The sequence below is a fragment of the Streptomyces herbicida genome (assembly GCF_032656585.1).
Taxonomy (GTDB): Bacteria; Actinomycetota; Actinomycetes; order Streptomycetales; family Streptomycetaceae; genus Streptomyces; species Streptomyces herbicida.
On the sequence record NZ_JAUYWJ010000001.1, the window covers coordinates 175,683 to 195,974 of the forward strand.

The following is a 20,292-nucleotide window of genomic DNA, read 5'->3' on the forward strand; positions in this document are numbered from 1 at the left end:
CCGGTCGCCGGACGGCCGTACGGTCACCCTGGGCCTCGAGGGCGCGGGCGGCAGGCTGAAGCCCGTGGCCAAGGGCTCGACGGTCACGTACAAGGACACCGCGCACGGCGCGGACCTGGAGTACGGCGTCGGTCCCGGCCGGGTGAAGGAAAACATCACCCTGGCCGAACGCCCCGCCGGTCCGGTGAAGTTCACGTTCACGCTGAACACCGACGGGCTTGTCCCGCGCGCCCGCAAGGACGGCTCGATCGCGCTGTACGGCGCACTGCCGAACACCCCGGCGATGGTCATCCCGGCGCCGTACATGACGGACGCCAGGAAGGCGGACAAGTCCGTCTTCGGCAAGACGTACAGCACGAGGGTCACGCAGAAGCTCACGAAGGACGGCAAGTCCTGGAAGCTGACCGTGACACCGGACGCGAAGTGGCTGGCGGCGAAGGACCGCCAGTACCCGGTGGTGATCGACCCGACGATCACGATCGCGCCGTCGCCGACCGACTCGCAGGACACGATGGTCCTGCAGGAGGCGCCGACGACGAACTACAACACCTCGTGGAAGCTGTCCGTCGGCCGCACGGCCACCGGCACGGCCCGCTCCCTGATCAAGTTCCCGTTGAGCGAGATCCCCTCGGGCACGAAGCTCGACTCGGCGCGTCTGGAGATGTACTTCGACAACGCGCACGACGGCGGCGGCACGAAGGTGCCGGTCGAGGTGCACCGGGCGACCGGAGCCTGGGACGAGACGACGGCGAACTGGAACAACACCAGTTCGTACGTCGGTGAGCTGTCCGGCACCAGCTACACGGTGGACGACGGCGACCCGGGCACCACGGCGGCCACCGGCTCCTGGCCCACGTCCGGGTCGACGCTGACGCAGTACGCGATCGGCAACGACTACCGGTACAACAAGGACACGGTGGCCGGGGACACCTACACCTGGCAGCCGAACATCAAGGACGCGGGCACCTACCAGGTCGACGTGCACTACGTCGCGGCCGCCGACCGGGCCACCAACGCCCCGTATTCGGTGACGTCCAAGACCGGTACCACCACCTACACGGTGAACCAGCAGTCCGGCACCAACGGTGTCTGGGCCCCGCTGGCGGGTGGCGCGCAGATCGACTTCGCGTCCGGTACGGCGGGCAAGGTCGTCCTGGGCGACGGCCCGGCCTCCGCGACCACGGCCGTGCTCGCGGACGCGGTCCGCTTCACCAACCCGGCGGTGATCAACAAGGACATCGGCGAGTACAGCCAGTGGCACAAGTTCCCGGTGACCGACACGGTCCAGCAGTGGCTGGACGGCACCTCGGTCAACAACGGGTTCATCCTCAAGGCCGCCGACGAGTCGGCGACCGGCCCGATGGGCGGCCCGCGCTACGAGGCCGGCGACGGCGACTACGGCGGCGAGACCTCCACGATCCCGCGGCTGACGGTGACCTACGGAAAGGTCGGCACCACCCTCAACTCGCCGACGGTCGTCCACTCCACGGGCCCCGAGCTGAGCTGGAAGGCCTACTCGAACACCACCGGCGACCCGAACCTGGACATCGCCGAGTACCAGCTGCACCGCTCCACGCAGCAGGCGTTCACCCCGTCCGCGGCCACGCTCGTCGCCCCGATCGACAAGTCGGCGACGGCATACACGGACACCACCGCGACTCCGACCCCGGACTCCTCCTCGGTGGAGATCGGAAGGTCGTACTACTACCAGCTCGCGGTGAAGACGAAGGACGGCCAGCTCCTCGGCTCACCCACGCGCATCGTCGGTGTCCCCAAGGCGGGCCGCACGATGCGGCTGGTCCAGGGCACCGCGGGTGGCGTCACGGACACCACCCTGTCCTCCGCGACGCCGACCACCAACCTGGACACCATCAGCCGGGACGGCGTGGGCCAGAAGTGGCTGAGCGTGGGCAACAACACGCCCACGAACACCACCGAGAAGACCCGCGCGGTCATGAAGTTCCCGACCAGCGCGATCCCCACCACCGCCACGGTGCTGGAGTCCCGCATGTTCCTGTGGGGCGCGGAGACCACCACCAAGACCAACGGTGCGATCTACGAACTCCACGGCCTGAACAAGGACTTCACCGAAACGCAGGCCACCTGGAACAACGCGAACTCGACCACGGCGTGGACGACGGCGGGCGGCGACTACTCGGGGACCGTCTCCGACACGGTCGGCACCGTCTCGGACGTCGGCCGCCACTGGTGGGACGCGACCTCCCTCACCCAGGGCTGGACCCGCACCCCGTCCTCCAACCACGGTGCCCTGATCAAGCTGAAGGACGAGACCTCCACGGGCCCGCAGGAACAGACGATGTTCCTGGCCTCGGAGGCCGCCGACCCGCAGATCGGCCCGCTGCTGCGCGTCATCTACGTCGACTCCACCACGGACGACACGTACTACGCGCCGCAGACCCCGGCCCGCATGACCCCCAACTCCACCTACACGGTGGCCTTCACGGTCACCAACACCACGTCGAGCGCGTGGGCGAGCGGCGAGCGGGTGCTGTCGTACACCTGGCAGCTCCCCGACGGCACGGACGCGACGACGGGCGGCAACCAGCTGTCCACCGCGATCCCGCCGCTGTCCCCGGGTCAGTCGACGACGATCCAGGCGCAGGTCAAGACGCCGATCAACTCGGACTCGGGCAGCAAGCGGACCAAGTACGTACTCGGCTGGGACGTCAAGAAGGTCTCCGACGGCAGCTGGCTGTCGGCCGGCACGGGCGGCATTCCGCCGCTGAAGCAGAACGTGGCGGTGGAGGACCCCACCTCCGACGCGCTGGGCCTGGAGAAGTTCTACAGCTACACCGGCAAGAACACGGGCGCCGGTTCCACGGTGATGAACAACCTCGCCTCCGGCAACACCGTGTGGTCGTACAACGCGTTCAGCAACCCGGGCCGTGGCCTGACCACGTTCGCGCGGTTCGCGTACAACTCGCTGGACACCGACAACACGACAGGTGGCGCGGGCGCGGGCTGGTCGGCCCAGGTCGGCGGGCCCATCCGGCTCGGCGCGGCACTGGACTTCCACCCGAACCCGGTGCAGAACGCGACGGAGATCCGCCTCCCCGACGGTGACGGCACCACACACGTCTTCACCAAGCAGGCCGACGGCAGCTGGAAGGCCCCCGCGGGCGTCCACTACCGCATCACGGCCAAGGCGGGCCTGGACTGCACCCCGGACAAGGACCCGGTGCCGGACGCCTGGACGCTGCTGCGCCCGGACGGCACGCGGTTCTACTTCGGCTGCGACGGCTATCTGACGTCTGTCGTCGACAAGAACGGCAACACCCAGACGTACACCTACGAGCAGCACAAGACCCAGGGCAAGGCGGCGAAGTTCCTCGCCTACATCACCGACCCGGCGGGCCGGCAGTCCCTGACGCTCGACTACTACAAGAGGGGCGACGCGTCGTACGACTACATCGACGGCACGGGCGCCAAGGTCACCGGCACCAGCCTGACCGACCCGGACATCTACGACCACGTGAAGTCCATCACGGACATCTCGGGCCGCAAGGTCTCCTTCTACTACACGGTCGAGGGCCTGCTCGGCCGGTTCACCGACGGCGACGGCTCGTCCCAGCCCAAGGTGTTCAAGTTCACCTACGACGCCCTCCAGGGCAACAAGAACGTCAAGCTGGTGACGGCCACGGACCCGCGCGGCCACGACACCAAGCTGGCGTACTACGAGCCGAAGGCGGGTGACGACCCGAAATACCACTGGTGGACGAAGACGATCACCGACCGCCTGAACGGTGACACCGGATTCGCCTACGCGGCCGACACCGTGAACACCAACTTCACGGACACCACGGTCACGGACGCCGAGACGCACGCCACGAAGTACGTGACGGACGACTTCGGCCGGCCGGTCCAGACGACCAACGCCAAGTCCCAGACATCGAAGATGAGCTGGGACGCCGACAACAACGTCACGTACGTGGAGGAGGACAACGGCGCCAAGACCGCGTACTGCTACGACCAGAAGACGGGCTACCCGCTCTGGCAGCGCGACGCGGAGAACAACAAGGCGGGTGTGCCCGACCAGACGGCCACCTGTGTCGCGGACACCACCAAGTGGCCTGCGAACGCCTCGAAGTACGAGTACCAGACCCGTGCCGACGGCTTCTCGGCGGACCTGTTCCGCAAGACGTCACCTGAAGGCCGCGCCTGGCAGTTCGGGTACGACAGCTTCGGAAACGTAAAGACGGTCACGGACCCCAAGGGTGTCGCGACCACGACGGTTCCGGACGACTACACCACCAAGTACGACTACGACGCCTACGGTGAGCTGACCAAGGCGACGGACGCCAACGGCAACCCGACGACGTACAGCGGCTTCGGGCCGACCGGTTACCCGAACACGATCACGGACGCGAAGTCCTTCGCGACGACGTTCGTCTACGACGAGCGGGGCCAGGTAACCCAGGTCACCGACGCCAACAGCAAGGTGACCACGCAGACGTACGACACGTTCGGGCGTCCGCTGGTCAAGACCGTGCCCAAGGACACGGGCGTGGTGATCACGACGCCGGCCCCGGTGTACGACGAGAACGACAACGTCACCAAGTCAACGGCGCCGAGCGGCGCAGTGTCGACGGCGGTGTACGACAACGCGGACCAGGTCTCCTCGGCCACGGTGCCGGCGAACAACCTGATTGACCCGCGCACCACGACGTACACCTACGACAAGGTCGGCAACCTGAAGACGACGACCGAGCCCAAGGGCACGGCGACGACGACGGATTCGACCGACTACGTCACGACGAACAACTACGACGAGATCTACCAGCTCACGTCCGTGGTCAACGCGAACAGTGACAAGGTCTCGTACGAGTACGACAACGTCGGCAACGTCACCAAGGTCATCGATCCCAAAAAGAACGCGACGGCCGACCCGACCGACTACACCACCAGGTCCGAGTACGACCTGGACCACCGGGTAACGGTCGTCACGGACACGGCCGGCAAGACCAAGAAGAAGGGCTACGACAAGGACGGCCTGGTCACCTCGGCCACGGACGCCGAGAACAACACGACCACGATCACCTACGACGAGCGCGGCAAGCAGACCGAGGTCAAGGTCCCGCACGACGGCACGTCGACCATCACGTACCGCACGACGAAGTACGAGTACGACCAGGTCGGCAACACCACCAAGGTGCTCACGCCGCGGGCGACGGCGGCCGGTTCCACCGACGCCCTCACTGTCCGCACGTCGTACGACGAGCTGAACCGCCCGGTCAAGCAGTACCAGCCGTACGACCCGGCGGACTCCCGCTACAACGACCCGAACGTCTACACGGAGACGACGTACGACAAGGTGGGCCAGGTCGCCAAGACCTCCCTGCCGCCGTCGGACGGCGAGACGGTCCGCAACGACACCACCTACAGCTACTTCGACAACGGCTGGGTGAGGTCGTCCACGGACCCGTGGGACATCACGACGGCCTACGAGTACAACGACCTGGGTCAGCAGACCAAGCGGACCCTGACGTCGGCGGGCGGTTCCTCGAACCGCACGATGACGTGGTCGTTCTACCCCGACGGCTCGTTGAAGTCCCGCTCGGACGACGGTGTCCCGGCGGGCAAGTCGGTCGTCCTGGCGGACAACTCCGACACCCAGAACACCTCAAAGACCGGCACCTGGACCAAGGGAGACATCACCGGTCAGCAGGGCTACAACCACGAGACCCACGCAGCCGGCACCGGCACGGACGCCTACACGTGGACGCTCAACATCCCCAAGGACGGCACGTACGCCGCGTACGTGAAGTTCCCGAAGGTGACGGGCGCCGCGACGACGGCGAAGTACACGGTGACCTACGACGGCGGGACGGCCGACAAGACGATCGACCAGAACGCCACCGCCAACCAGGGCACCTGGGTCTCACTGGGCTCCTTCGCCTTCAAGCAGGGCAACGCGGCAAAGCTGCAGCTGTTCCAGAACAGCGGCGGTACGGTCGTGGCGGACGCCGTCAAGCTCGTCCGTGACACCACCGGCGACCCGGCCGACACGGAGAAGGACAACTTCGCCTACTCCTACGACCTCAACGGCAACCTCACCCAGATCGACGACAGCTCGTCGACGGCGAAGATCGACTCGTACGCGATCACCTACACGGGCCTCAACCAGCTCCAGAGGGTGAGCGAGTCGCTGGCCGGCGTGGAGAAGAAGGCCACGTCGTACACATACGACGCGAACGGCCTGACGGACACGATCACGCACCCGGACCAGTTCTCCAAGTACACGTACGACCTGCGTGACTTGGTGAAGACGGTCTCGGTCGGCAAGTCCGCCACGGACGCCTCGCCGAAGGTGACGTCGTACACGTACACCGACCGTGGCCAGAAGCTCCAGGAGACCAAGGCCAACGGCAACACGGTCGACTACACGTACTACCTGGACGCCGCGCTGAAGACGTCGACGGAGAAGAAGCCCAACGGCACCCTCGTCGACTCGCACACCTACGCCTACGACCCCAACGGCAACAAGTCGCAGGACGTGGCGAAGAAGATGAACGCCGACAACCACTCGGCGTACCTCGACTCCACCACGGACTACACCTACGACCCCGCCGACCGGCTGAAGCAGGCGGTGAAGACCGGCAACGGCGCAGGTACGGACACGTACGTCCACGACAACAACGCCAATGTCATCAGCCAGACGGTCAAGGGCACGACGACCACGTACGACTACGACCGGAACCGCTTGCTGAGCGCCACGGTCGGTAGTGCCACCGCCAAGTACAACTACGACCCGTTCGGCCGCCAGGATTCGGTGACGTCAGCGGCGGACGGAAAGATCATCTCCCGCAGCGTGTACGACGGCTTCGACCACGTCGTGGAGTCCCAGAAGATGGACGACACGGGTGCGATGAAGTCGACCACATACACCTTCGACCCGATGGACCGCACCACCTCGGAGACCGCCAACGGCAAGACAACGGACTTCGAGTACCTGGGTCTGTCGAACGAGGTCCTGGACGAGAAGGTCGCCGGCACGCTGACAAAGTCGTACCAGTACAGCCCATGGGGCCAACGCCTGTCGCAGGTCAAGCACAACAGCGACGGCACGACCGAGGACGGCTACTACGGCTACAACGGTCACAGCGATGTCGAGACGCTGACTGACGACAACGGCGACACGAAGGCGACGTACGGCTACACGGCTTACGGCTCCGACGACACGTCCGAGTTCACCGGCATCGACAAGCCCGATGCCGCGGACCCGACCAAGGAGGCGTACAACCCCTACCGGTTCAATGCCAAGCGCTGGGACGCCCAGTCCGGCACGTACGACATGGGCTTCCGTAACTACAGCCCAGGCCTGAACAGGTTCACCTCCCGGGACATGTACAACGGGGCGCTGGCCGACATGCATCTCGGCACCGACCCCTACACCAGCAATCGGTACGCGTTCGGCGGCGGCAATCCGACGAGCTTCATCGAACTCGACGGGCACATGCCCGCCCCAGACCCCGGTGGGACCTGTGCCTCCTGCGGTCAGGACGCTTCGAAGCTCTTCAACCCGAACGACTTCTGTGGGTCGTGCCACTTCGATCAATACGATGGTGGACACGACACCGCGATCATGTTCGTTGCGATGTACCTGGCCGAGTTCCAGCCGATGGGTGGAGGCGAGGTAAGCATGGACCTGAGCGCCTCCGGTGGTCCCCGGGACGACCTGAACACGATCGCCGGAGGTTCGGCCAAAAAGCCGGGCAAGGGAGTCGGTTATGCCGATCTCCTGTACTGGACCGACGACGCGGTCTACGTCTGGGATGCCAAGCATGCCGGCGGAGACGCGGAGCGGCGGGGTAAGAAGGATGTCGAAAACAAGGTCAAGTATCTGCAGGAACAGCTCAAGGCATCCGGTGACAAGCGTGTAGCGAAGGTCGGATTCGACTTCCCGCCGGGAGTAGTTCCGAACTATGCGAAGCCGAATGAAATGGTCAAGGTCTGGCCGTCGCAGATCTCTCCGGGCGTAATTGCCTACGAGACTGATGAAGACGAGCGCAAGCGTACTGGGGACGAGAGCGCAGGGCATTCCTTCGTCGACATCCTGTCAGGCGTGGGCCTTGGCCTCACGGCCACCGCGCTTTCGGTCGGGACCGTGGCGGAGGACGTGGGCACCGGCGGTCTAGGCGTTGCGGACGACGTGCCGAGCTTCGCAGCCGCGGGAGCGATGTTCAAAGAGGCGTATGCCTTGATTGCCTGATCACGGCCGGTCGGCCGGACGTGCCGGGTCCGTCCGTCCGACCGGCCTCCGCAAGGAGTGCGCGGAGGGCCGCACGGTGAAAGGAATTCCATGCTGTGCATGGCTGCCGTGCGGCCCTGCCGTACCCTGGTTTCCTAAGTCGTCAATTCGTGGGCATATGCGGCCAGGCCGTCGAGGATCTCGTCAGCGGTCTTGGTGCACACGAAGGATCTGTTGCGAAATTTCCGTACGGATGGCTACCTGTCCGCATCGGTCGATCTCGACGACACACGGCACGCCGGTGTCGGAGGGGGTCCTGGCAGCGCCGGGCATCCCGCGTTAAGAGACGGGCCGTCTCGTCGTCAGTGCCATCCAGTAAATTCTGTCCGTTCGGCCCGACAGGCGGGCCGTCGAAATGGAGGTCTCGTCGCGGTGAGCATCCACCTACACCTTCGCGCTGTTGCGGAGTCCGAGATCCGGGACGATCACACCTGGCTTGCGGCGTTCATGTCCGAGGCTTGGGACAACCACCCCGACGAGTACGCGGCAGGTATCGCCGACTCGATCGAGAAGGTCTTCAACTCCGTCAATGACCTCTATGCCGCAGCCGATGTCCTCCATGCAGACGTCGACAAGCCCTGGGCGCTGCCGATTTACGGCGGCCGCCCCGTGGCACACAGCGCTGACGCCGACCCCTCCAACCCGCCCCTGATGATTCTGGAGCCGCCTGGGGTGTCGCAGGCCGCAGATTTTCTCGCGACTGTTTCTTTCGACGAGCTTTGGGGCATTGCCGGTGCCAAGTTCGGCGGCTGGATCGGGGAAGAGGCTCAGGTCAGGCAGGAGTTCCTGGACATTCACCGGGACCTCCAAGGGTTCTATGGGCGGGCGGCTTCAGCAGGCCACGCCGTAGTCAAAGCGGTGTGGGCTTGAGACGTGGTCACGTGTCGGTTACAGCCATTCGCTGGTTCGCTGTACATGTGCAGCGAACCAGCGGACGAACTGGATCGCGGGATGGCCGTTCTTGAGGACGGATTTACTGCGAAACTATGGTGAGGTATTCGACCGCAAGATCGAGTCCGGGACGCTCCTCAGCCGCGCCGAGGAATGGCGTCCGTTGAATGTGCTGCAGGAGTGCGCGGCGATGGTCGCCGCCGACTCCGACCTGGAGATGGTTCAGGTGGCCCGGGTTTCTCCGCGAAGCCCGGACGCGGTGCTGGAGTACCGGCATGCCTGGTCAGTTGCGCAGGGCCGGGGTGACGGCGACCGACAGCCAGATCACGCTCAAGAGCTTCACCGAGAAGTGGGAGTTGGACCGAGCGCACGGGTATCGGTTCACGTCACACCGGTACGCATTCACGTTTCGTGTGCCCTTTCGGGGTAGGGACATCACGGTGAGTCAGGAGGTGCGGGCCGACAACCGTGGGGTGTTCGGCGGGAGTGTGGCTTTGCCGTCCGGCGTGAAGTGAAGTGCCTCTCCGCGGCGGCACTGACAGTGGGACCGACTGTCGTACCGGGTGAGCGGTTCGCGTGGAGAGTCCGGTTCGTCTTCTCGGTCGCCTCCGCGATCACCGCTGCTGTATAACCAGCCCTCGTTCCGGCCGGCCGCCGTTTCTCGGCCCGTGCCTTTCCTGCCCGCTGCCCATCGAAGGGTTTCTTCGTGCTGCCCTCTTCGCGTTCCCGTGCCCGTACCTGCTTCGTCGCCGCGCCGGCCGTCGCCGGTGTTCTGCTGATGGCGTCGGCCTGTGGAGGCTCGGGTGGGGAGGGGGGAGACGCGAAGGGCGGCGCCGGGTCCGACAGCGTCGCGGTCGGGGCGTCGGACGGGACGGGGGCGCCGGGCCCCTCCTCGTCGGCATCGGCATCGGCATCGGCATCGGCATCGTCCTCGCCGTCGACGTCCGCGTCGGCTTCCGCGAAGGCCAAGGACAGGGGAAAGGGCAAGGACGACGCCTCGGCCTCGCCGAGTGCAGCCCCGGGTACGGCCTCCACCCCCGGGGCCACCACCCCCCGGGCCACCACCGCGCCGCCCGCCGCCCACGCCGCCCCGAACTTCCCCGTCCCCGCCTCCCCGGGCGACGCCACCCAGCTCATCACGGTGAAGGCGAGCGGCTCCTACGCCACCGTCACCGCCTGGGCCAAGGGGGCCTCGGGCTGGAAGGAGCAGTTCAGCACGAGTGCCGGCCGGGTCGGCTCCAACGGCGTCACCGACGGAGCGACGCGGCGGCAGGGGACGTACACCACGCCCTCCGGGACGTACGCCATCACCGAGGGCTTCGGTGTCGAGGCGGGCGGGACGAGCATGCCGTACCACGTCGTCAACAGCTCCGACTGGTGGGTGGAGGACCCCCAGTCCAAGTTCTACAACTCGATGCACAGTGCGGCGGGCGCCGACTTTCCGCTCACCGAGTCCGGTGACAGGGGCAGCGAGCATCTGATCAACTACCCCACCCAGTACGCCAAGGCGCTCGTCATCAACTACAACCGGTGGCCCGCCACGCCCGGCCGCGGCGCCGGGATCTTCCTGCACGTCAACGGGAGGGGCGCGACGGCCGGCTGTGTGTCCGTGCCGCGCACCACGATGGACCGGATCATGGCCTGGATCCGGCCCGGCGCCCACCCGCGCATCGCCATCGGCTGACCACGGCGCGGCACACCGCGTTCGCGGCCGCGTCACGGCGCCGGGATCCGGCGGCCCGCCCGCGGGTTCGAGCAGCGGCGTGTCTCATTCGACACCCTCCGGGAGCCGAGCCCCGACGGTGGCGAATGCGTTCCGTTCACGGCTTGCGGCGGTGAACGATGAAGCGAAAGGTTGTACTCCCGCTGCGACTTCCTTGTGTGGTGATCGACACGTCCACTGCGCGTGATGTTCCTGACGCTGCTTCCGCTATGTGAAGCGGGGGAATCGGTTCCGTGTTCTCCCTCATCGAGCGAACGGGGAACGGTCTCATGGGCGAAGTGGACATGCGCGTGCCGTGCGCGGACGAATTGCGGGCGTACACGGCGGCCTTCGTCTCGCGCGTGACCGCCCGCAACCGGCTGCCGCTGGACTACTCCGAGCGCAGCCTGCGGGTCGTCGACTTCCTGATCGACGGGCTGCGGAAGGGCGGGGCCGACCGGGAGCAGGCGCAGGAGACGCTCTTCGGGCTCGGGGCGTACGTCGGTGAGGTGCTCGTTCGCCGGGCGGGGGCGGTGTGGGTGGACTTCGACGAGGGCCAGCACGCCTACTTCGGGCAGCCCGTCGGCGTGCGCATGCCGGACGGGCGGGTCTGGAACCCCCTCGGAAAGGTCCTCAACCGCTTCGAGGCGGGCGCTCCCGAGGAGTCCCTCCAGCTCTTCTATCTGAAGCTGCATGGGAGGGCACGGAGAGCGGCGACGGCCTGACAACCTTGTCCCTACGGTTGTGAACGTGCTCGTGGACGCCGTGGTGGTCGTGTCGGTCGCGCTGGGCCTCGTACTCGCTCCGTGTGTCGTGGCCCGGCACGACCGAGCCGACGGCGCGAGGGCCGGCCGATCCGTGTCGCCGTTCGTCGCGTGGACGGTGGTGACCGGAGTCGTCTACGTCAACCAGGTGCTGTTCACCGTGTACGTGCTGCGCGTCCACGGCGGCGACCCGTCCTTCATCTCCCGGTACCTGCCGGCCGGGTGGTTCGACCTGGCCTCCGCGAATCCGGTGCTTCGGCGGCTGGCGTTCGGCTTCCCCGCCCCGTCGCTGCTCGCGCCGTCCGTCCTGCGCGTCCAGGCCTTCCTCGAACTTCCCTTTGTTCTACTGGCGTTCGCGACGGTCGTGCGGTGGCTCGACGCCGATCTGTGGCGGCGGATCGCCCGGTCCGCGCTGCTGCCGCTGGCGTCGGTGTCGTACACCGTCGTGTTCTGCCTGGTGGAGTGGGATCTGCGGAATCCGTACACGGTGGACGACATCGTGGTGCGGGGTGTCTCGGCGATCGTCACGCCGTACGTCCTCGCCCGTCTCGCGGCACGCGACACGGGTGCCTCACGCACCCCGGCCTCCGTGCCCGGACTGCTGGTGTTCATCGGCTCGTTGGGGACACTCGGGGTGCTCGTCCTCGTCGTGTACGACACCGCGCTGCTCTACAACCTGGGGCGGCTGGGCGATCGCTTGACGGTGACGGTGGCGGCGGTCGGCGTGCTGATCGTGCTCCGCCGGGTCGCAGCCCGGCTCGCCGAGCCGTCGGCACCCGGGCCCACGCTGACCTTCGTACGTCATACCCTCGGCCACTGGCTCGCGCTGTTCTTCCTCCCCGCGCTGACGGTGCGTTACGGCGTCATGTTCGGGACACCGCAACTGGCCGCGGCAACTGCTCTGTTGCCGGTCGTGACCGCCGTCGTCCTCGCCCGGCGGGACGCGGCGGTCGAGGCGTGGCGGCTCGGAGCCGCCGTCCTCGGAGCCGCCGCCGGGGCCTGCGCGGCCGCGTGGGCGACCCCCGAGTCGTACTACGAAGCCACCCTCCTGTCGGCGACAGCCGCGTTCCTGGTGACGGGCGTCGTGGTCGGCGGCTTGGTCGACGACAGGACCTAGTCCGCCGTAACTCCCCAGTAGCCGATCTGTGCCGGCTGTCCGTCGACGTAGAGCACCGTGCATCTGCCGTGCACCCGGTCGGGGAAGTCGAGCCGGTCGGAGTCCAGGGCATCCGTCCAATCCTCGTGGGTGGGGCGGCCGTCGGGGGCCCAGGCCCGGACCTCCTCATCCGTCAGCGGGCGCATGAAGGGGCCGTCCTCGGGGTCCTCGGGGTCTATGAGCAGGGGGAAGTCCAGGACCGAGTACGTGCCACCGGTGAAGATGTACTCGTGCCAGGCCGGGTCCCGCCACAGCTCCTCGATCGTCCGGCCGGGGAAGCCGTGGTCGTCCTGCGCCAGTTCCGCGTCCTGGGCCTGCCGGAACGCCGCCGCCAGGTCACGCTGATACGGGCCCGTGTCCCGCCAGCAGTCGCCGCCCATGCCGATGCCTCCCGCTCCAAGATCTTCCGTCAGTGGGGCAGCAGCGTAGGAGACACCACTGACACCGGCCGGGACCAGGGAGACGGCCGGTACCTGTGACAGATCTGTGAGCGTCGGCGCTGAGAAACGTGGGACGTGGGACACGCCTGTCGTGTCCCACGGCACGGATTCGCTGCTGGCGCGAACACGAGCGCGAGCTCGGTACGGACGAGGACGGTTCTTGGGCCAGGGAGGGGAACCCCGCCGCGGTCAGGCGTACGACGGGGAGCTGGGCGCGGCCGTCGCGCGGGCCCAGGAGGGCGACGAGACAGCCTTCACGGTCGTGTACCGGCGGGTGCAGCCCGGTCTGCTCGGCTATCTGCGCGGTCTGGTCGGCGACGACGCCGAGGACGTGGCATCGGACGCCTGGCTGGAGATCGCCCGGGACCTGGGCAGGTTCAAGGGCGACGGGGCCGGCTTCCGCGGCTGGAGCGCGACGATCGCCCGGCACCGGGCGCTCGACCATCTGCGCCGCCAGCGGGTACGGCCCCGGGCGACGGCGCTGGAACAGGACGTACTGGAGCTGCCCGGCCGGCACAGCACTCATGAGCAGGCGCTGGAGGCCATCTCGACCGAGGGCGCGCTGAGCCTGCTGCGCGAACTGCCGCGCGACCAGGCCGAGGCCGTCCTGCTGCGTGTGGTCGTCGGCCTCGACGGCCCGGCGGCGGCACGGGTCCTGGGCAAGCGCCCGGGTGCCGTGCGCACCGCCGCGTACCGGGGGCTGAAGCGGCTGGCCCGGCGGCTCGGCGCCGGGGACGAGGTGGAAGGTGTGACGGAAGACGGCTCTCGAACGCTGGGGGAGTCGACATGAACGGAAGCGGCGGCGGACCGCCGGACAGGGATGGATGCGGACATGGGTGAACGGCAGAACGGCGGCGGGCTCTCCGGCCGTCGGCGCGTGCACCCGGACGGCGCCGCCCCTCGTGGGACGTTCGATTCCGAGAGCCTGGAGGTGCTCCTCGGTGCCGCCCTGCGGGCGGGCGCCGTCGACCCCGAGGCCGAGCAGCGTGCCACGGCCGCCTTCCGGGCCGCCCGCGACGCCGGGGCGCACCGGGCGGAGGCCCGGCGCCGGGACGACTGGCGGCCCCGTGAGCGCGGGCGCGGACGGCGCTCGGTGAAGACCACGGTGGCGATGGCGCTGGCGAGCCTCACCCTGGGCGGTGTCGCGGTCGCGGCCATCGGCACGGTCACCTCCTCCCACCGGGGGAACGTCGACGGGCACCACCCCGCACCGGCGACCGGCACCACGGACGGGCCCGCCGTCCGGCCGTCCCGCACCTCGCCCGCGCCCTCCGGCCCGGCGACGCACGACCGTCCGGACACCGCCAAGGACACCCTTGCCCACTGCCGTGCCTATGAGCAGGTCACGGGGCATGGCAAGGCGCTGGATTCGACGGCCTGGCAGCGGCTCGTGCAGGCCGCGGGCGGCGAGAAGAACGTCGCGGCGTACTGCGCCGGGCAGTTGGCGCGGGCGGACGACAAGAAGGCGAACCAGCCCGACAAGTCCGGCAAGGCCGACAAGAGCGACAAGGGTGACGAGTCGGGCGGTGCCGCGAAAAGCAGCCCGAACCCGAACTCCACCAAGAAGAAGTGATTCCCGTCAGGGAGAAGTGATTCGGCTCACCCCGGATTTGACCGTGAGTGGCCGGATTTGTGCTGCCGAGGCAACGACCGGGGCCGCCACCCCCCACAGGAGAGGCCCCGGCCGTCGCGCGGCACGAGCCGCGCGGCGGCCCGTACTTCCTACAGCGCCATGAGTGCGTTTTCTGTCACACCTCGGTGCGTCACGAGTTAGTTGCATCTTGTACGGACGTGGACGAGGAGCGGTTTCAGGTCGTAACGTGCCTTTCGCGTCGAGCGCAGATGCATGACCAATGCAACGATCGGCGGACTCGAAGCCGCGACCATCTACTGAGGAACCACGGGTGCTGGGGGACGACGCGGAGCTGACCGCCGCGGTGCGTGCGGCACAGGACGGGGACGAGACCGCTTTCCGGACTGTGTACCGCGCGGTGCATCCGCGGCTGCTCGGTTACGTACGGACGCTGGTCGGCGATCCGGACGCCGAGGACGTGACGTCCGAGGCCTGGCTGCAGATAGCCCGTGACCTGGAGCGGTTCAGCGGGGACGCGGACCGGTTCCGCGGCTGGGCGGCCCGTATCGCCCGCAACCGCGCGCTGGACCACATACGGATGCGCGGCCGCCGCCCCGCGATCGGCGGCGACGAGACCGAACTCACCGGCCGGGCAGCGGAGTCCGACACCGCGGGCGAGGCCATCGAGGCCCTGGCCACCGGCAGCACCCTCTCCCTCATCGCGCGGCTCCCGCAGGACCAGGCCGAAGCGGTCGTCCTGCGTGTGGTCGTGGGGCTTGACGCCAAGACCGCGGCCGAGACGCTCGGCAAGCGCGCGGGCGCCGTACGCACGGCCGCACACCGCGGGTTGAAGCGGCTCGCGGAGCTCCTCGGGGAGGATCCGGAATCGGCCGGAGTGCTCGACGCACTGCCCGCCCAGCGAGAACCGCGCCGCCGTGCGGTGACGTCCGCCACTGTGACGCATACGCGAGCGCGGACGCAGAAGGACATGTGATGGCCGACGAGCAGTACAAGTGGCTGAACCGGGAAACGGCGGAACATCTGCTGCGCGGTGAGTCGCTCGAAGCCGTCGACGCCGCCGCCCGCGAGCAGGCCGAAAGACTCGCCAAGGCCCTCGGCGCACTCTCCCCCGACACCACCCCGGCCGACGCCGAACTCCCAGGTGAGGAAGCCGCGTTGGCCGCCTTCCGCAAGGCGCGCGAGGCCACGGCCGCCGAGGAGCTCGCCGTCGGCCACGGCGATGAGTCCGCCGTGCGGCGCACCGGCCGCTCCTCGGACGTCGGACTGGTCCGCATCGGCAGCCCGTCCCGCGCCGCCCGCCGCCCGCGCTGGGCCCGCCCCGCACGCCTGGGGCTCGCCGCCGTGCTGGCCGTGGGCATGGTCGGCGGGGTCGCCGTGGCCGCCGGAACCGGAGCCCTGCCGACGCCCTTCGGTGACGAGAAGCCCGGGCCCGGAGCCTCGGTCTCGGCCGCCGTGACCCCCGACCGCCCGGCCGGCTCCCCCTCGCGGGACAACGTGCAGGGCGGTACGTCGGGTACGCCGACGCCCAGCGACACGGCGGGCGGGTACCCGAGCGCCGGCTCCTCGCGCGACGCGGCGGGCAAGGACGGCGGGGACGGCAGGAGCACGGACGAGCGCGGCACCCCCGGCACCGCCGACGGGACCGGCACCTGGGGGCGCAGTGTGGCCGAGGCCTGCCGCGACATCCGGGACGGCAAGACCCTGGGCTCGGACCGCAGGCGCGCCCTGGAGGGGGCGGCGGGCGGCTCCGCGCGCGTGTGGAAGTACTGCAGGGCCGTCCTGGAGGCCGCCGCCGACGCCGCCGGCCAGGACGACGAGGGCAAGGGCGACGACGGCGACGGCCGTGGCGACCGCGGGGACCAGGGCGACCGGGACGGACGCGACGGGCGCGGCCGCCATCACCACGGCGGCGGCAACGACCACCACCAGGACGGCGGAGTCGGCCTGCCCGCCCCGACGGCCTTCGCCCCGCAGCGGCCCACCGGGCCCGACCGGACACCCCTCCCGTCGCCGAGCCCTACCTACAGCGCCCTCTGACCTTTCCCTGCGTACAGCGCTCCTGACCTCTCCCTGCATCTATGACCTGCGCTTTTATAACTCGCAGAAGTTTTTCCGCGCGGGGTGTGACGTTTTCGGCAACTCGCACGCAGTACTGAGTGAGCCGACTGGTCATCGGCCGTCGCACAGAGCCGGGGTTCCCCCCGTACTCACGGCTCGTGCACCTGGCGCGGGCGGGACACGTTCCCCCGGTCCCGCCCGCGCCCCAAAGCCCCTGGTCTCACCAGTAGACGACGACCTTGTCGCCGGTCCGCACCTGCCCGAAGAGACTTGCGATCGCCGCCTCGTCCCGCACATTGACGCAGCCGTGCGAGCCGCCCGCGTAACCGCGCGCCGCGAAGTCGTACGAGAAGTGCACCGCCTGGCCGCCGCTGAAGAACATCGCGTAGGGCATGGGGGAGTGATAGAGCGTCGACACATGGTGGCGCGACTTCCAGTAGATGTGGAACACGCCCTCGCGGGTCGGGGTGTACTGCGCGCCGAAGCGCACCGACATGGTCGACACCGTCCGGCCGTCCACCATCCAGCGCAATGTGCGGCTCGTCTTGCTGATGCAGAGCACCCGTCCGGTCAGGCAGCGCGGGTCGGGCGCGGCGGCCGGCTGACCGCCCATCAGATACAGCTCCCAGGTGCCCGGCTCGTGCGTCATCCCCATCAGCCGCTGCCAGGTGACGATGTCCGTCCTCCCGGTCTGCGGCAGCCCGCGCTTGCCCTGGAAGCCCCTGACCGCCTTCTCCGTCAGATCGTCGTAGGTCCCCGTCGGCCCGTCGAAGAGCCAGGCGACCTGGCGGAGGCGGGCCTGCAGCTCGCGCACGGCCGTGCCGCTGTCGCCGCGGGACCACAGCACACGGGCGGGCTGCGGGGCGGGCCGGTTCCCGGCCGGAGTGGTGGTCGGACTGGGACTGGAGCGGGGGGTGGGGTCGGCCGGCAGCCGGATGTGCACCGGCGACCGCTGCTTGCCGTCCGCGTCCGGGACCTGCACGGTGCAGCCGCACAGTGCGGCGAGCGCGGCGGCCGAGGTGAGTGCGGCGGTTGTTCTTCCGAGGCTCCCCATGCCGGAAATGCTTCCCAGCGTGACCGCCGACGAACTACGGGGCATCGTAAGGAGTGACGAACGTAATGCGGAGGCACACACCATGGCGCGTGAGTCGGAGTCCGGACTGCCCATCGAACCCGTCTACGGTCCGCGGGACCTCGCGGGCCGGGACCCCGCGGAGACCCTGGGCGAGCCGGGTGCTTACCCCTTCACCCGCGGCGTGTACCCGACGATGTACACGGGCCGCCCCTGGACGATGCGCCAGTACGCCGGTTTCGGCACGGCGACAGAGTCCAACGCCCGCTACAAGCAGCTGATCGCGCACGGCACGACCGGCCTGTCCGTCGCCTTCGACCTGCCCACCCAGATGGGCCACGACTCGGACGCGCCGCTCGCCCACGGCGAGGTCGGCAAGGTCGGTGTGGCCATCGACTCCGTCGACGACATGCGGGTGCTGTTCGGCGGAATCCCGCTGGACAAGGTGTCGACGTCGATGACGATCAACGCCCCGGCCGCTCTGCTGCTGCTCCTGTACCAGCTGGTGGCGGAGGAGCAGGGCGTGCCGGCTGACCGGCTCACGGGCACGATCCAGAACGACGTCCTGAAGGAGTACATCGCGCGCGGGACGTACATCTTCCCGCCCAAGCCGTCCCTGCGGCTGATCGCGGACATCTTCAAGTACTGCCGGGCCGAGATCCCGAAGTGGAACACCATCTCGATCTCCGGCTACCACATGGCGGAGGCGGGCGCGTCCCCCGCGCAGGAGATCGCCTTCACGCTCGCCGACGGCATCGAATACGTCCGTACGGCGGTATCGGCGGGCATGGACGTCGACGACTTCGCCCCCCGGCTGTCGTTCTTCTTCGTCGCCCGGACCACGATCCTGGAGGAGGTCGCCAAGTTCCGCGCGGCCCGCCGGATCTGGGCGCGGGTGATGCGGGAGGAGTTCGGCGCGAAGGACCCGAAGTCCTGGATGCTGCGCTTCCACACCCAGACGGCGGGCGTCCAGCTCACGGCGCAGCAGCCCGAGGTGAACCTGGTGCGGGTGGCGGTCCAGGCCCTGGCCGCGGTGCTCGGCGGCACCCAGTCCCTGCACACCAACTCCTTCGACGAGGCGATCGCGCTGCCCACGGACAAGAGCGCGCGTCTCGCCCTGCGCACCCAGCAGGTCCTGGCCCACGAGACCGACGTGACCGCGACGGTGGACCCGTTCGCCGGTTCGTACGCCGTCGAGCGGATGACGGACGACGTGGAGGCGGCGGCGCTGGACCTGATGCGCAGGGTCGAGGACCTCGGCGGCGCGGTCGCGGCGATCGAGCACGGCTTCCAGAAGGAGGAGATCGAGCGCAACGCGTACCGCATCGCCCAGGAGACCGACGCGGGCGAACGGGTCGTGGTCGGCGTCAACCGCTTCCAGCTGGACGAGGAGGAGCCCTACGAACCCCTCCGCGTGGACCCGGCCATCGAGGCCCAGCAGGCGGAGCGGCTGGCGAGGCTGCGCGCCGAACGGGACCAGGGGGCGGTGGACTCGGCGCTGGTGGCGCTGAAGAAGGCGGCCGAGGGGGAGGACAACGTCCTGTACCCGATGAGGGCGGCGCTGCGGGCGCGGGCCACGGTGGGCGAGGTGTGCAACGCGCTGCGGGAGGTCTGGGGGACTTACGTGCCGTCGGATGCGTTCTGAGCTGGGCGATTACTCCGTATGAGTGATCATGGGCGGAGGTGGCACGTCCCCGGTTACGCTCGTGAAGAGTGGGCCCCGAAAAGGAGGACGCCATGGCCGTACTGCAGCAGGAGCTGACCCTGGGCGAGGCTGCCGACCAGCTTGCCCGTGCACTGCCTGGCCACCGCGTGGAGATTCTCCAGGGGAGGCTCACCGTGACACCGCCGCCGGATGGTTCGCACGCCCTGTCGCTGACGAAACTGGGCAGGGCTTTCGACCGGGCGGGGCTCGTTGAGGCGGGGTACGAGTACGTCCAGGGCGTCGGCCTCTGGTTGCCTACGTTGCCCGAAGACTTCGCGGTCCCTGACTTCTCCGTCGTCGACCCGGACTTCCGCGACGCCCATGTCACGAGGAACTACTACGCACCGAACGTCTTCCGCATGGTCGTGGAAGTGACGTCCTCGAACTGGTCCGACGACCTCGGTCCCAAGGTCGAGTGCTATGCGCAGGCCGGCCTTCCGGTCTACCTCATCGCCGACCGCAAACACGACGAGGTCCTGCTGTACACGGACCCGGCCGACGGCAAGTACCCCGACCCCACCCGCTACAAGCGAGGCCAGACCGTCCCCGTCCCGGAGCCCGTCGGCATCACCCTCGACCTCTCCGTGGACACCCTCCTCGACGGCGACGACTGACGTCCCGCCCCCCGAACCCCGGAATCG

The 20,292-nt window shown here is 68.6% G+C and carries 13 protein-coding genes; 11 read left to right on the forward strand and 2 right to left on the reverse strand.

The window, feature by feature from the left end:
- The first annotated feature begins 511 nt into the window (after window positions 1-511).
- From Q8A52_RS00780 to Q8A52_RS00800, 5 genes are all read left to right on the forward strand, one after another.
- Window positions 512-8,230, forward strand: coding sequence for a golvesin C-terminal-like domain-containing protein (locus tag Q8A52_RS00780; RefSeq protein WP_316748721.1), 7,719 nt, complete (start codon window positions 512-514; stop codon window positions 8,228-8,230).
- A gap of 411 nt (window positions 8,231-8,641) precedes the next feature.
- A complete protein-coding gene (locus tag Q8A52_RS00785) occupies window positions 8,642-9,139 on the forward strand; it encodes a DUF1877 family protein (protein WP_316747627.1) in 498 nt (165 codons plus the stop codon).
- Window positions 9,140-9,866: 727 nt separating this feature from the next.
- Window positions 9,867-10,844 carry a L,D-transpeptidase family protein gene (locus Q8A52_RS00790; RefSeq protein ID WP_408649157.1) on the forward strand — a complete coding sequence of 326 codons (978 nt, stop codon included), beginning with the start codon at window positions 9,867-9,869 and terminating at the stop codon, window positions 10,842-10,844.
- A 308-nt stretch (window positions 10,845-11,152) separates the two neighbouring features.
- Entirely contained in the window at window positions 11,153-11,587 is a 435-nt protein-coding gene (locus tag Q8A52_RS00795) for a hypothetical protein (RefSeq protein WP_316747629.1), read from the forward strand.
- A gap of 25 nt (window positions 11,588-11,612) precedes the next feature.
- The gene (locus Q8A52_RS00800) at window positions 11,613-12,743 is read left to right on the forward strand and encodes a hypothetical protein (protein WP_316747631.1); all 1,131 of its coding nucleotides are present in this window, start codon (window positions 11,613-11,615) and stop codon (window positions 12,741-12,743) included.
- Here Q8A52_RS00800 and Q8A52_RS00805 read toward each other — a convergent pair.
- Window positions 12,740-13,162: a hypothetical protein gene (locus Q8A52_RS00805; RefSeq protein ID WP_316747633.1), complete on the reverse strand. Its 423-nt coding sequence runs from the start codon at window positions 13,160-13,162 to the stop codon at window positions 12,740-12,742. The genes Q8A52_RS00800 and Q8A52_RS00805 overlap by 4 nt on opposite strands.
- Window positions 13,163-13,382: 220 nt before the next feature.
- Here Q8A52_RS00805 and Q8A52_RS00810 point away from each other — a divergent pair, with 220 nt between their 5' ends.
- The 4 genes from Q8A52_RS00810 (at window position 13,383) to Q8A52_RS00825 (ending at window position 16,853) form a co-directional block, all read left to right on the forward strand.
- Window positions 13,383-14,012 carry an RNA polymerase sigma factor gene (locus Q8A52_RS00810; RefSeq protein WP_316747634.1) on the forward strand — a complete coding sequence of 210 codons (630 nt, stop codon included), beginning with the start codon at window positions 13,383-13,385 and terminating at the stop codon, window positions 14,010-14,012.
- A gap of 42 nt (window positions 14,013-14,054) precedes the next feature.
- Window positions 14,055-14,795 carry a hypothetical protein gene (locus tag Q8A52_RS00815; protein ID WP_316747636.1) on the forward strand — a complete coding sequence of 247 codons (741 nt, stop codon included), beginning with the start codon at window positions 14,055-14,057 and terminating at the stop codon, window positions 14,793-14,795.
- Window positions 14,796-15,126: 331 nt separating this feature from the next.
- Window positions 15,127-15,789: an RNA polymerase sigma factor gene (locus Q8A52_RS00820; RefSeq protein ID WP_316747638.1), complete on the forward strand. Its 663-nt coding sequence runs from the start codon at window positions 15,127-15,129 to the stop codon at window positions 15,787-15,789.
- The gene (locus Q8A52_RS00825; protein WP_316747640.1) at window positions 15,789-16,853 is read left to right on the forward strand and encodes a hypothetical protein; all 1,065 of its coding nucleotides are present in this window, start codon (window positions 15,789-15,791) and stop codon (window positions 16,851-16,853) included. The genes Q8A52_RS00820 and Q8A52_RS00825 overlap by 1 nt, the downstream gene beginning before the upstream one ends.
- Window positions 16,854-17,094: 241 nt before the next feature.
- Here the strand turns inward: Q8A52_RS00825 and Q8A52_RS00830 are convergent, their stop codons facing one another.
- Entirely contained in the window at window positions 17,095-17,928 is an 834-nt protein-coding gene (locus Q8A52_RS00830; protein WP_316747642.1) for a L,D-transpeptidase family protein, read from the reverse strand.
- An 82-nt stretch (window positions 17,929-18,010) separates the two neighbouring features.
- Here Q8A52_RS00830 and Q8A52_RS00835 point away from each other — a divergent pair, with 82 nt between their 5' ends.
- Together Q8A52_RS00835 and Q8A52_RS00840 are read left to right on the forward strand one after the other, a co-directional pair.
- Entirely contained in the window at window positions 18,011-19,591 is a 1,581-nt protein-coding gene (locus Q8A52_RS00835) for an acyl-CoA mutase large subunit family protein (RefSeq protein WP_316747644.1), read from the forward strand.
- A gap of 92 nt (window positions 19,592-19,683) precedes the next feature.
- Window positions 19,684-20,265: a Uma2 family endonuclease gene (locus Q8A52_RS00840; RefSeq protein ID WP_316747646.1), complete on the forward strand. Its 582-nt coding sequence runs from the start codon at window positions 19,684-19,686 to the stop codon at window positions 20,263-20,265.
- Window positions 20,266-20,292: the final 27 nt, after the last annotated feature.